Annotated in this window: 13 protein-coding genes and 2 pseudogenes; 8 read left to right on the top strand and 7 right to left on the bottom strand. The window is 67.7% G+C overall.

The window, feature by feature from the left end; translation table 11 throughout:
• The first annotated feature begins 56 nt into the window (after positions 1–56).
• Positions 57–512 carry an Lrp/AsnC family transcriptional regulator gene (locus tag ABFB10_RS01125; RefSeq protein ID WP_347164984.1) on the top strand — a complete coding sequence of 152 codons (456 nt, stop codon included), beginning with the start codon at positions 57–59 and terminating at the stop codon, positions 510–512.
• A gap of 88 nt (positions 513–600) precedes the next feature.
• Here the strand turns inward: ABFB10_RS01125 and ABFB10_RS01120 are convergent, their stop codons facing one another.
• Positions 601–1,776 (bottom strand): cytochrome P450, encoded by a 1,176-nt coding sequence (locus tag ABFB10_RS01120; protein ID WP_347164983.1) that lies wholly within the window; start codon positions 1,774–1,776, stop codon positions 601–603.
• Between the two features lie 56 nt (positions 1,777–1,832).
• Here ABFB10_RS01120 and ABFB10_RS01115 point away from each other — a divergent pair, with 56 nt between their 5' ends.
• The gene (locus ABFB10_RS01115; RefSeq protein WP_347164982.1) at positions 1,833–2,228 is read left to right on the top strand and encodes a hypothetical protein; all 396 of its coding nucleotides are present in this window, start codon (positions 1,833–1,835) and stop codon (positions 2,226–2,228) included.
• Here ABFB10_RS01115 and ABFB10_RS01110 read toward each other — a convergent pair.
• The gene (locus tag ABFB10_RS01110) at positions 2,138–2,995 is read right to left on the bottom strand and encodes a hypothetical protein (protein ID WP_347164981.1); all 858 of its coding nucleotides are present in this window, start codon (positions 2,993–2,995) and stop codon (positions 2,138–2,140) included. The genes ABFB10_RS01115 and ABFB10_RS01110 overlap by 91 nt on opposite strands.
• On the opposite strand from ABFB10_RS01110, the gene ABFB10_RS01105 reads away from it, so the two are divergent.
• The 5 genes and pseudogenes from ABFB10_RS01105 to ABFB10_RS01085 all read left to right on the top strand — a co-directional run bounded on the left by ABFB10_RS01105 (position 2,964) and on the right by ABFB10_RS01085 (position 9,003).
• Positions 2,964–3,563, top strand: coding sequence for a sensor histidine kinase (locus ABFB10_RS01105; protein WP_347164980.1), 600 nt, complete (start codon positions 2,964–2,966; stop codon positions 3,561–3,563). The genes ABFB10_RS01110 and ABFB10_RS01105 overlap by 32 nt on opposite strands.
• Positions 3,564–3,678: 115 nt before the next feature.
• Positions 3,679–4,908 (top strand): sigma-54-dependent transcriptional regulator, encoded by a 1,230-nt coding sequence (locus ABFB10_RS01100; RefSeq protein WP_347164979.1) that lies wholly within the window; start codon positions 3,679–3,681, stop codon positions 4,906–4,908.
• A 598-nt stretch (positions 4,909–5,506) separates the two neighbouring features.
• Positions 5,507–6,512 (top strand): annotated as a pseudogene (locus ABFB10_RS01095) (DctP family TRAP transporter solute-binding subunit).
• 205 nt (positions 6,513–6,717) lie between these two features.
• Entirely contained in the window at positions 6,718–7,407 is a 690-nt protein-coding gene (locus ABFB10_RS01090) for a TRAP transporter small permease (protein WP_347164978.1), read from the top strand.
• 3 nt (positions 7,408–7,410) lie between these two features.
• Positions 7,411–9,003 carry a TRAP transporter large permease gene (locus tag ABFB10_RS01085; protein WP_347164977.1) on the top strand — a complete coding sequence of 531 codons (1,593 nt, stop codon included), beginning with the start codon at positions 7,411–7,413 and terminating at the stop codon, positions 9,001–9,003.
• Between the two features lie 87 nt (positions 9,004–9,090).
• Here the strand turns inward: ABFB10_RS01085 and ABFB10_RS01080 are convergent, their stop codons facing one another.
• Together ABFB10_RS01080 and tpiA are read right to left on the bottom strand one after the other, a co-directional pair.
• Positions 9,091–9,372: a hypothetical protein gene (locus ABFB10_RS01080; protein ID WP_347164976.1), complete on the bottom strand. Its 282-nt coding sequence runs from the start codon at positions 9,370–9,372 to the stop codon at positions 9,091–9,093.
• Between the two features lie 270 nt (positions 9,373–9,642).
• Positions 9,643–10,387: pseudogene (gene tpiA, locus ABFB10_RS01075) on the bottom strand (triose-phosphate isomerase).
• Positions 10,388–10,567: 180 nt separating this feature from the next.
• Here tpiA and ABFB10_RS01070 point away from each other — a divergent pair.
• The gene (locus tag ABFB10_RS01070) at positions 10,568–11,188 is read left to right on the top strand and encodes a glutathione S-transferase family protein (RefSeq protein ID WP_347164975.1); all 621 of its coding nucleotides are present in this window, start codon (positions 10,568–10,570) and stop codon (positions 11,186–11,188) included.
• Between the two features lie 193 nt (positions 11,189–11,381).
• Here the strand turns inward: ABFB10_RS01070 and ABFB10_RS01065 are convergent, their stop codons facing one another.
• The 3 genes from ABFB10_RS01065 to ABFB10_RS01055 form a co-directional block, all read right to left on the bottom strand.
• A complete protein-coding gene (locus ABFB10_RS01065; protein WP_347164974.1) occupies positions 11,382–11,708 on the bottom strand; it encodes a TfoX/Sxy family protein in 327 nt (108 codons plus the stop codon).
• 3 nt (positions 11,709–11,711) lie between these two features.
• The gene (locus tag ABFB10_RS01060) at positions 11,712–12,089 is read right to left on the bottom strand and encodes a HesB/IscA family protein (protein WP_206565313.1); all 378 of its coding nucleotides are present in this window, start codon (positions 12,087–12,089) and stop codon (positions 11,712–11,714) included.
• Between the two features lie 111 nt (positions 12,090–12,200).
• Positions 12,201–12,563: an SUF system Fe-S cluster assembly protein gene (locus tag ABFB10_RS01055; protein WP_347164973.1), complete on the bottom strand. Its 363-nt coding sequence runs from the start codon at positions 12,561–12,563 to the stop codon at positions 12,201–12,203.
• Positions 12,564–12,588 lie beyond the last annotated feature (25 nt).

Genomic DNA, 12,588 nt, shown 5'->3' with positions numbered 1-12,588 from the left:
CGATGCGAAGAGAGGGAGGCGGATGTTCCGTTTTCGCGGTCAAACCGGAACGGCGTATGAAAATCGACGACACCGACAGAAAAATCCTCGGGGAACTGCAACGCGATGCGGGGCAATCGCTGGACGAGATCGCCTCTGCTGTGGGGTCGTCGAAGACGCCGGTGTGGAATCGCATCCGCAAGATGCGCGAGGCCGGGATCATAGGCGCGCAGACCGTCCGGCTGGATGCCGAGGCGCTGGGGTTCGAGGCGACCTTCTTCGTGCTGATCCGCACCTCGGAGCATGAGGCCGACTGGCAGGCGCGTTTCCTCAGGGCCCTGCGCGAGCGCCCCGAGGTGCAGGAGGCGCACCGCCTTGCGGGTGACATCGATTACATCCTCAAGGTCCGCGTGAAGAACGCCCGCGCCTATGACGCCTTCTATCAGGCGCTGATTTCAGAGGTGAAGGTGCACAATGTGACCGCGCTTCTGTCGATGGAAGAGATCAAGGCCACGACGGCGCTGCCGCTGTGAGCCCGCGGCTTGCCCGGGCCGCGACATCGCGCGGGGGCCTGCGCTGCGACGCCGCCCGCGCATCTGTTGCTGACCGAAGGCGCCGGTTCTAGCGCAGGGTGACCTGCAGGGCCTCCAGCCCGTGGAAATGGTAGAGGTTGCCGTAGCGCGGCGCCCCGTCCAGCCGCATGGCGGGAAAGCGCGCCATCAGGATCGGCAGGGCGATCTGCAGCTCCAGCCGGGCCAGCGGCGCGCCGACGCAGAAATGCAGCCCCGCGCCGAAGCTGGTGTTGGGCGCCGCCGCGCGGGCCGGGTCGAAGCGATGCGGGTCGGGCCAGACCGCCGGGTCGCGGTTCGCCGCCCCCAGCAGCAGCGCCACCCGATCGCCGGGGGCGAAGCGGTGGCCGTGCAGCTCGACCGTGTCATAGGCCCAGCGGGTGAACATGTGCAGCGGCGGGTCGAAGCGCAGGATCTCTTCGCTGAGTGCCGCGGCATTGCCGGTGTCGATGCGCTGGCCGGTCTCGAGCAGGGTCTTGATGCCGTTGCCCATGGTGTGCACCGTCGCCTCGTGCCCGGCGTTCAGCAGCAGGATGCAGGTGGCGACCAGTTCGTCCGGCGACAGGCGGTCGCCGGCATCCTCGGTGGCAATCAGGTGGCTGATCAGGTCGTCCGAGGGGGCGCGGCGGCGGTCCTCGACATAGCCGCGCAGGAAGCTGGCGAAGTCGGCGGCGGCGCGGGCGGCGGCGTCTTCCACGGCGCGATCCCGGCGCGCCTGATACATGGAGACCATGGCGTTGGACCACTCCAGAAGCTGCGGGGCCATGGCCTCGGGCACGCCGAGCAGGCGGCAGATCACCACCACCGGCAGCGGCTGGCAGAAGGCGGGCAGAAGATCCGCCCCGGCACCCGTCATGCGGTCGCAGAGGGTCTGCGACAGGGCGGCGATCTCGGGCCCCAGCGCGGCGATGCGGCGCGAGGTGAAGGCCCGCAGCACATGGCCGCGCAGGCGGGTGTGGCGGGGCGGTTCCAGTTCCAGCATGGAATGCGACTCGACCGCGTAGAAGGGCGCAAGATGCGGCGGATGCGGCTCCGCCCTGTCGGCGGGGATCTCGCGGCCGAAGCGGCGGTCGCGCAGCAGCGCCTGCACCGCGCGATGCGACACCGCGCAGGGCATGGCGTAATCCTCCCAGAAGCACAGATCGCCGCCCGCGCGCATGCGGTCGTAGAACGGGTAGGGGTCCTGCACGAAGGCGGGCTCTGTCGGGTCTTGGGAGAGATGCAACATGCGTCCCGGTTTGCCCGGCCTTGCCGGTTCTGGCAAGGGCAGGGTATCACCGCGACATGACGCATTCCCGCTTTCCCCGCAGCAAGGCGCTGGCGCTCTTCCTTGGCGCCGTGCTGGGGCTGGGCTGGATCGTCTGGCAGCATGGCTACGGGCAGGCGCTGGGACAGGTCGCGGCCCGCGGCCAATCGGACCTTGCGCTGGCCTCGGACCGGCTGGTGACCGGGTTGCAGCGGTTCCGCTCTGCCGCCGTCCTTCTGGTGGATCACCCGGACCTGCGCGCGCTGCACGCGGGCGGCGACCGCGCGCGGGCCGAGGCGCGCCTGCTGGAAAGCGCCGACCTGATCAGCGCGCACCGGGCCTTTTACGCCGACAGCGATGGGCGCGTGCTGGCCAGCGCCTTCGGGGGGCGCCGCAGGATCTGGCGGCGCGGCCCCGGTACCGGCGGGCCATGACCGGCGCGCTTGGCTTCGGCCACGAGGTGACGGCGGCGGGCGCCCGGAGCTATGTCCACGCGGCGCCGTCCTTTGCGGCAGACGGCGAGGTGCAGGGGGCGCTGGTGCTGATGGTCGACCTCGACATCCTCGAACGGGAATGGCGTGGCACAAGGCCCTCGGTCTTCTTCACCGATGACAGCGGGCAGATCCTTGTCACCAACCGCTCCGAGATCCTGTTCTGGCGCCGCGACGGCGCGCGGATGGTCGGCCCCGGGGGCGAGGCGAAGCCCCTGCAGGTCTCGCGCGCGGGCGGGCATGCGATCTGGCGCCAGAATCTCAGCCCCTATGTCCCACCGGCCAGCCTGCATCTGACGCGGGCGCTGCCGGTCATCGACCTGACGGCAGAGGCGCTTGTCGATATCGCCCCGGCGCGGCGGCTGGCGGCGCTTCAGGTGGCGGCGGTGGTCACGCTCTGCCTGTTCTTCGGCTCGCTGCTGTTCATCGCCACCGAGCGGCGCCGCGCGCTGGCCGAGGCCAATGTCCTGCTGGAGGGCCGGGTGCGCGCGCGCACCCGCGCCTGGGAAGAGGCCAACAGCAGGCTGCGCGCCGAGGTGCGCGAGCGCGAGGATGCCGAGGCGGCGCTGCGCCGGGCGCAGGCCGACCTTGTGCAGGCGGGCAAGCTGAGCGCGCTGGGGCAGATGTCGGCGGGCATCAGCCACGAGCTGAACCAGCCGCTGACGGCGATCCGGCAATATGCCGAGAACGGCACCGCCTTCCTCGGACAAGGGGCGGCCCGAGCGCGCCGCCGACAACCTTGCGCGCATCGCCGCCATGGCGGCGCGCGCTGCGCGGATCATCCGCAACCTGCGCGCCTTCGCCCGCAACGAAAGCGAGCCGATGGGCAAGGTCGATCTGGTCGCCGTCATCGACACCGCCGTCGAACTGACCGAGGCGCGGCTGAAGGCGGATGGGGTCACTCTGGTCTGGGAGGGCGGGCCACCGGCCTATGCCCTGGGCGGAGAGGTCCGGCTGGGGCAGGTCTTCGTCAACCTGATCAACAACGCCGCCGACGCCATGGCCGGGGAGGCCGACAAGCGTATCGCCATCACGCTGGAGCGCGGGCCGCGCCTGCGCATCGGGGTTTCGGACACCGGTCCCGGCATCGCCGATCCCGACCGCATGTTCGAACCCTTCTATTCCACCAAGGAAGTCGGCGGGGGCATGGGGCTGGGGCTGTCGATCTCTTACGGGCTGGTGCAAAGCTTCGGCGGGGAAATCCGGGGCAGCAATACCGCGTCGGGGGCGGTGTTCACGGTCGAGCTGGAACCCTGGCTGGACGAGGCGGTGGCCTGATGCGCCGCCGGGACGCCGCTCCCGTGCTGCGCACGGATCGCCCCGCCCGCCGTCCCGGGATCGCGGGCTGCGTCCGGGGCGGATATCTGGACAGGAAAGAAGCAGGAGAGGGTGCATGAACGCGACGGTGCTGCTGGTCGATGACGATGCCGCGGTGCGCGAGGCGCTGGGACAGACGCTGGAGCTGGCGGATCACGCGGTGATCACCGCCGGGTCCTTTGTCGAGGCCAAGGACCGCATCACCGAGGGCTTCGAGGGGGTGATCCTGTCGGACGTGCGGATGCCCGGCCGGGACGGCTTTCACCTGCTGGCCTATGCGCAGCAGCAGGACAGGGATCTGCCGGTGATCCTGCTGACCGGCGAGGGCGACATTCCCATGGCGGTCCGGGCCATGGGCGCGGGCGCCTTCGGCTTCCTTGAAAAGCCCTGTTCGGTGGCAGAGCTGACGGCGATCGTGGCGCGGGCGCTGGCGGCCCGCAGGCTGGTGATGGAGCATCGGGCGCTGCGGGCGGTGCGCGAGACAGGCGACCCGGCCTCGCGGATGATCTTCGGCGCCTCGAAGGCGGCGGAAGAGATGCGCGGGCGGGTGCGTGTCGCCGCCCGCGCGGGTGCCGACGTGCTGATCTCGGGCGGGCCGGGATCGGGCATGCCCAAGGTCGCCGAGGTCATCCACCTGAGCGGCGCCCGCGCCAAGGCGCCCTTCGAGAAACGCGCGGCCTCTGGCCTGAGCCGCGAGGGGCTGGCGCGGGTCTGGGAGGCAAGCCGGGACGGCACGCTGTTCCTTGACGAGATCGGCGCGGCCTCGGACGATGTGCAGCTGGCGCTGCTGGACCTGATGGAGCAGGGCGGGCCGGTGCTGATCGGCGGCTCGACCGAGGATCTGGCGGGCCGGGTCGCCGAGGGCGGCTTCAGCGCCGATCTCTTCTACCGGCTGGAGGTCTGCCGGGTGCGCATCCCCACGGTCGACGAGCGGCCCGAGGACATCCCGGTGCTGTTCTCGCATTACGTGGCGCAGGCGGCAGAGCAGGCCGGGGTGCCCGCGCCGGTGGTCAGCCCGGACCACATGGCCGGGCTGATGGCGCAGCGCTGGCCGGGCAACGCCCGGTCGCTGATGTCGGCGGCCATGCGTTTCGTGCTGGGAATGCCCGAGGATCTGGCTAAGACGCAGGATCTTGGCCTTGCCGAACAGATGGCGCAGGTGGAAAAGATGCTGCTGGCCGCGGCGCTGGGGCGCCACAACGGCAAGGCGGTCGATGCGGCGAAGGCGCTGAAGCTGCCGCGCAAGACCTTCTACGACAAGCTGGCCAAATACGGGCTGAAGCCCGAGGCCTTCAAGCGCGGGTAGCGGCGGGCGATGAGGATCCGCTGCGCCTGAGGGGGGCGATCCGCGATGCGACCGACGCCGGCTCGCCCAAGGCGAGCCGTGGTCGCGGAGAGGGCGCTTTTTCCCTGCCTCGCAGGGGCGGCACGGCGGCCGGGTCGAAGGGCGCGCCAAAGCGCAGGGTCAAAGCGACCCGCCGGGCATGGCCCGGGCGCGGGGCATGGGAACGCGGTGCCTGCGGGCGGACTTTCCGGACCGGCGCGAAGGCGGGGCTTGCAGAGAGGCCGACCGCCGGGGGTGGCGCACAGGGGCCCGTTCCGGCTGGGACGGCTGCGCTCGCGGAGGGCGCAAGGGCCGGAGAATCGGTTTCCGGCACTGTGCGGATTTTCGCACATGGGGCGCAAACAGATGTGCGGGATTTCGCACATCCCGCCGTCCAGGGCGTGACCGGCCTCTTGGGGATCCTGGTCAAGCTTTTGATATCAAGTGTCTTTAGTCGAATTTTTCCCCGATTCTCGAATCACCCTCTTGATCGGGTGCCCGGCAGGGCGTTTCCTCACGATATCGGGCACCCGAGGAGGGGCGCCCCGAGATGGTAACATTCGTATCTGGGAGGATACCCATGAAGAAGTTCCTGATGTCCGCCGCCGCGGCAGCCCTTGCCGTGTCCGGTGCAACCGCGGCGCAGGCCGCCTGCGACGATGGCGAAATGGTTATCAAGTTCAGCCACGTCACCAATACCGACCGCCATCCCAAGGGCATCGCCGCCAGCCTCCTGCAAGAGCGCGTCAACGAGGAAATGAACGGCACCGCCTGCATGGAGGTCTTCCCGAACTCCACGCTTTACAACGACGACCAGGTGCTCGAGGCGATGCTGAACGGCGACGTCCAGATGGCCGCGCCCTCGCTGTCGAAGTTCGAGCAGTTCACCAAGGTCTTCCGCATCTACGACCTGCCCTTCATGTTCAAGAACATCGACGCGGTCGACGCCTTCCAGTGCCTCGGAAACCGGTCAGGCGATGAAGGAATCCATGGTCCGCCGCGGCCTGCTGGGCCTGCAGTTCTGGCACAACGGCCTGACCCAGATCTCGGCCAACAAGCCGCTGATCTCGCCCGAGGATGCCAAGGGCCTGAAGTTCCGCGTGCAGCCCTCTGAGGTGCTGAAGGCCAATATGGAAGCGCTGGGTGCCAGCCCGCAGCCGATGGCCTTCTCGGAAGTCTACGGCGCGCTGCAGTCCGGCGTTGTCGACGGGCAGGAAAACACCTGGTCCAACATCTACGGCCAGAAGTTCTTCGAGGTGCAGGAAGGCATCACCGAAACCAACCACGGTGTGCTCGACTATCTCGTGGTGACCAATGTCGACTGGTGGGAAGGTCTGGAACCGGAGGTCCGCGACCAGCTGGCCACCATCCTCGAAGAGGTCACCAACGAGCGCAACGCCGCCGTGGGCGAGGTCGATGCCGAGGCCCGTCAGGCCGTTCTGGACGCCGGTGGCGAGATCCGCGAACTGACGGCAGAGCAGCGCGAGGTCTGGGTCGATACCATGAAGCCGGTCTGGGAGCAGTTCGCCGACGACGTGGGCCAGGAAAACATCGACGCCGCTCAGGCGATCAACAGCTCGATGTGAGACCGGGGGCCCCGCGCTGGCAACGACCGGCGCGGGGCCAAACGCCGGGGGCAGTCTGACGATGCGCGGGAAGGGGGCCGAGCGGCCCGTTCCAGCGCATGCGCAGGCCCCCGGACCGCCGCCGCACCGGCGCCGCTTTCGGGACAATCCTGTCATCCTCCCGGCCCGCAGCGCCTTGCCCGTCCTGCCATCCCCGGAGGGAGCCATGTCCCACAACACCCCGCCCGATACCGTCCTCGGGCGCATCGTCGACGAGATCGAAGAGACCTTCATCGCGATCATCCTCGGCGCCATGACGCTGATCACCTTCGTCAACGTCGTCATGCGCTACGGCTTCAACAGCGGGCTCATCTGGGGCCTGGAAATGACGCTGATCCTGTTTGCCTGGCTTGTCCTGTTCGGCGTCAGCTACGCCGTAAAGAAGACCGCCAACCTTGGCGTCGACGCGGTGCTGAACATCGTGCCCGCCGGGCCGCGCCGGATCATGACCCTGATCGCCGCCGCCGTCTGCGTGCTTTATGCGCTGCTGCTGATGAAGGGCGCCTGGGACTACTGGGCCAATTTTGCCAACCTGCCGCAGACCACCGGACGCTGGTTCCCCACCGGGTTCGAAGAGATGTCCCGCACCTCCTACCGGTCCTGGTACGAGATGGTCGACACGCCCATGCCCGACTGGCTGCGCTGGATCGAGCCGCTGATCAACGAGGGCGAAAGCTACGAGAAGATCCCGCGCTTCCTGCCCTATTTCATCCTGCCCTTCGGCGTGGCGCTGCTGCTGTTCCGCTTTATCCAGGCGGCCCTGCGGATCGTCCGGGGCGAGGCCGACAGCCTGATCGTCAGCCACGAAGCCGAAGACGACGTCCGCGACGTCGCCCACATGAACAAGGTAGACTAACCCATGGACGTCGCTCTTCTTTTTGCCATGATCGTCGGGCTGATGCTGATCGGCGTGCCGATCGCCGTCTCGCTTGGCTTCTCGTCGATCATCTTCCTGTTGATCCTGTCGGACACCTCGCTGGCCTCGATTGCGCAAAGCTTCTACCAGGCCATGGCGGGGCATTACACGCTGCTGGCGATCCCCTTCTTCATCCTCGCTTCGTCCTTCATGTCCACGGGTGGCGTGGCCAAGCGGATCATCCGCTTCTCCATCGCCTGCGTGGGGCACCTACGCGGCGGTCTGGCCATCGCGGGCGTCTTCGCCTGCATGATCTTCGCCGCCCTGTCGGGATCTTCGCCCGCGACCGTGGTCGCCATCGGCTCCATCGTCATCGCGGCGATGCGGCAGGCGGGCTACACCCGGGACTTCGCGGCGGGCGTCATCGCCAATGCGGGCACGCTGGGCATCCTGATCCCGCCCTCCATCGTCATGGTCGTCTATGCCTCGGCCACCGATGTCTCGGTGGGCCGGATGTTCCTTGCGGGGATCATTCCGGGCCTCATGGCCGGCTCGATGCTGATGATCACGATCTACGTCATGGCGCGCATCCGCAACATGCCCAAGGGCGAGTGGCTGGGCTGGGGCGAGGTCTGGGACAGCTTCCGCGAGGCCTTCTGGGGCCTGATGCTGATCGCGATCATCATGATCGGGATCTACGGCTGGCCCGCGCCCATCGTCTCTGTCGTGAATTTCATCGGCGGATCAATGGATTCCGGGGCGATCTTCACCCCGACCGAAGCGGCGGCGGCGGCCTCTGTCTATGCCTTCATCGTGGCGGTCTTCGTCTATCGCGACATGGGGCCTCTGGCGGGCAAGAACGGGGCGCCCAATATCTCGTTCTGGCGCAAGCCCATCGCTCTGGTCACCGCCTTCGTGCACCCGGACACCAAGAAGACCCTGTTCGAGGCGGGCAAGCTGACGGTCACGCTGATGTTCATCATCGCCAACGCGCTGATCCTCAAGCACGTGCTGACCGAAGAGCAGATCCCCCAGCAGGTCGCCAATGCCATGCTCGGCGCGGGTTTCGGGCCGGTGATGTTCCCGGTGATCGTGAACATCATCCTGCTGATCGGCGGCCAGTTCATGGAGCCCTCGGGCCTTCTGGTGATCGTCGCGCCGCTGGTCTTCCCCATCGCGCTGGAGCTGGGCATCGACCCGATCCACTTGGGCATCATCATGGTGGTGAACATGGAAATCGGGATGATTACCCCGCCGGTGGGCCTGAACCTCTTCGTGACCTCGGGCGTCGCGGGCATGCCGATGATGCGGGTGGTGAAGGCGGCTCTGCCCTTCCTCGCGGTGCTCTTCGCCTTCCTGATCATGGTGACCTACATCCCGCAGATCTCGACCACGATCCCGGACCGGGTGATGGGGCCGCAGATCCGGTGCAACGGGCAGACCCTGCCATCGGAACCCTTGGAGCGCGCCTTCTGCGAGGCCCGGATCGAGCAGGGCAGGGTCTTGCCGCCGATGGAGCTGGCGCCCGAGGCCGCGCCTGCCGAGGGCTCCGAGGATGCGGCCCCGGCAGAGGGGGCAGAGCCCGCGCAGAACTGATCCCGCAGAGGGATCACCCGGACCACGAAAAAGGGCGCCCTCGCGGCGCCCTTTGCCTTGTGCGGTGGCTTGTCCGGTGGCTGCGCCTCAGCGGCAGACGGTGACCAGCTTGCCGTGGCGCCAGACCTTCACCGGGTTGTAGCAGACATTCTGGTGCTGGGGCTGCTGGTAGCGCGGCTGCTGCCGGTAGCTGCGCTGCTGGTAGGTGCGCTTGCCGTGCTGGAAGGCCAGCGTGCCCAGCACGCCAAGGGCGATGCCGCCGACGATGTTGCGCTGATCCTGGTTCAGGGCATCCGCCGGGGTGGCGACAGTGAGCGAGGCCGCCATGGCAGCGGCGGCGACGAGGGAGGTGATGGTCTTGGCAGACATAGGGGTGTCCTTCCCGGAATGAGGGGCCTTCCGCAGGTCCGCGCGATGCGGCAGGCGGTTGGCCCAGACCTCTTTCCCTTCCACCCGGGGCGTTGGTTAAGGCAATATCAGGCATTGGCTATCGGATAACACCGGCGGGCAGGGGCGGGATGGACCGGAAAACCGCCGCTGCGGGCGCCTCCGGGGGACCGGGGCGCGAAAGCCGGTTCGAACCGGCTTGAGAAAGGGCCTTCGAAGGCCCTTTCCCGCCTTGAACGGGACCCCTGTGCCCTAGGGTGTGGCGTTCAGCGCCTCGATGATCGGCACGAAGTCTGACCGCCTTCAGGCTTGCGCCGCCGACCAGCGCGCCGTCCACGTTGGACACCGCAAAGATCTCTGCCGCATTGGAGGCCTTGACCGATCCGCCGTAGAGCAGCCGCACCGACCGGCCCACCCCCGCGCCAAAGCGGCGTTCCAGCCGCGCGCGCATGAAGTCGTGCACATCCCCGATCTGATCCGTCGTCGGCACCTTGCCGGTCCCGATGGCCCAGACCGGTTCGTAGGCCACCACCAGGTTCAGCCCCGTTGCGCCGTCCGGGATCGAGCCCGCCAGCTGCCCGCCGATGATGTCGAGCGTGTTCTGCGCCTCGCGCTGCTCCAGCGTCTCGCCGACGCAGACTACCGCCACCAGACCCGCCTCCCGGGCGGCCCTGCATTTGGCCCGGACGTGTTCGTTGTGCTCGTCATGATCGGCGCGGCGCTCGGAATGGCCGAGAATCACGTGACTGGCGCCGGCGTCGGCCAGCATCGCCGCCGACAGGTCGCCGGTGTGGGCGCCCGAGGCCTCGGCGTGGCAGTCCTGTCCGCCGATCGACACGCCCTTGGCCGCGGAGGCGGCCTCGTGGATCAGCGTGGCGGGCGGGCAGATCAGCACGTCCGTCGCGTCGCCGGCGATGCCCTCCATCGCGGCCATTTCGGACAGGGAGGCCCGCGTTCCGTTCATCTTCCAGTTCCCGGCTGCCAGTTTCCTGCGCATCCATTTCTCCTCTCGTGGGTTTGGCCTCATCATTGCGGGGGCAGGGGCGGCGTCAAGGCCGGTCGGCATTGGCGCGGCACTCTGACCGCGAAAGACGGCGAAGGCTCCAGCCGTTTTCCGTCAGGGGCCTCTGCGACTGTGCGGGCAGGTCAACCATTTGCCGCGAAAGGACACAAGACCATGCTGACCCTTTACCACGCCCCCTTTTCCCGCTCGACCCGGATCGTGCAGCTGATCGAGCTGATGGGGATTTCCGACCGGATAGACCTGCGGATCGTGCAGATCCGTCGTGGCGACGGCAGCGGTGCCCGCGACGCGGCCAACCCGCACCCCGAGGGCAAGGTGCCGCTGCTGGTGCATGACGGTGTCGCCATCCGCGAGACCTCGGCGATCATGGAGCACCTGATGGCCGTGTTCCCGGAAGAGGCAGCCCGCACGGTGCCGCGTCCCGGCACGCCCGAGCATGGCGCCATGCTGGCCTGGATGGCCTGGAGCGGGGCGGTGCTGGAGCCGCTGGTGCTGCTGAAGATCGCGGGATTCCAGCATCCCCTGTTGCGCGACAGCTATCGCGACATGGATGGGGCGCTGGCGCTACTGGAAGAGGCCCTGACAGGGCGCCCTTTCCTGATGGGGGAACGGCTGACCCCCGCAGACATCCTTGCGTCGTCCTCCTTCCCGTTCCTGCCGGGCGGGACGGCGGAGCATTCCGCGATCACCGACTGGCTGGCGCGCTGTCAGGCCGCGCCGAGCGCGCGCGCCGCCGAGGAACTCGACGCGGAAAAGGCGAAGGCCGCAGCCTAAGCGATTGATAAAAAGGGAGAGGTGGCGGGATCCGGACACGGGATCTTTCGCCGCTCGGGGCGAAAGGGGCGGATCGGCGCCGCCCCTTTTACCGCGATCTTTCGGCGACGCGGTGCCCCGGTGGCTGGCCAGCGCCGCCGATGATGTTTCGGGCGAGGTTCGTCTTGCAAGACTCTGTTAGAAAATGGGAAATCTATTCCAGATGCCGGAGGGCCTCTTTGGCGAGGGCAACCGCCTCTTCGGGATCGTCCCGGGCCGGGTCCGGCAGCGACCAATAAGGCATGAAGACCTCTTTGCCGCTCGCGCGCCGATGGCGCCACTGGTCGCAGCCCATCATTTCCAGATACTGGATGAAGGCGCCCTGTCCCTTGATCAGAAGCGCGCCGTCCGAGAGCATCAGGGCGAAGATCTGCCCCCGATGGTAGATCCCGAGGCCGCCGAACATGCGGCGGGTGGACAGCTCTCCAAGCCCGGAGAAGAGGTCGTGAACATAGGCCCGATCCTCCTCCGACAGGGCCATGGGTCAGCCTTCGCGTTCGGCCTGAAGCTCTGCCACATCCTTGAACTTGATCGACTCGCCGCAGCCGCAGGCATCGGTCACGTTCGGGTTCTGGAAGGTGAAACCGGATTCCAGAAGCGAGGTCTTATAGTCGATTTCCGTGCCGAAAAGGAACATCTGCGCCATCGGCGCGATGGCCACGCGGGCGCCATCCTGTTCGACGATTTCGTCATTGTCGTCAGGGGTTTCCACGAAGTCCATCGTATACTCCATGCCCGCGCAGCCGCCCTTCTTCAGGCCGATGCGCAGGGCGCTTGCGCCGTCCCGCTCCATCAGCTTGCGGATCTGCTGCGACGCCTTGGGCGTCATGGTCACGGCCTGCTTGCCGGGAATGCCGAACATGGGAAACCTCTGTTTGCGCTCACTCTCAAGGTAGGTCCAAGCAGGCACGACCTCAAGGGGGCGCCAGTTGTGGCGGCCTGCGGGTCCGGCGCGCGCCCGCGCCGGGACCGTTTACATGAAGCCAAGCTCCAGCCGGGCCTCGTCGGACATCATGTCCATGCCCCGGGGCGGATCCCAGACCAGCTCGACGTCCACGCTTTTGACACCGCCGATGGGGTCGATCGCGTCGACGATCCATCCCGGCATCTCTCCGGCCACCGGGCAGCCCGGGGCGGTGAGGGTCATGATGATCTTCACGTCGGATTCGGGGGTGATGTCGACGGTATAGATCAGCCCGAGGTCGTAGATATTGACCGGGATCTCGGGGTCGTAGACCGACCTGCAGGCCTCCACCACCTGCTCGTACAGGGGATGGTCGGTGCTGGAGGGCGCAATCAGCGGCGCGCCTTCCATCTGCGGGCTCTGTTCGGTCATGGCCGTCCTCTCGGGCTGAAATCCT

Origin of the sequence: Ponticoccus litoralis (genome assembly GCF_039769985.1) — a bacterium.
GTDB classification, from domain to species: Bacteria; Pseudomonadota; Alphaproteobacteria; order Rhodobacterales; family Rhodobacteraceae; genus Ponticoccus; species Ponticoccus litoralis.
This window is presented reverse-complemented; position numbering and strand designations above follow the sequence as displayed.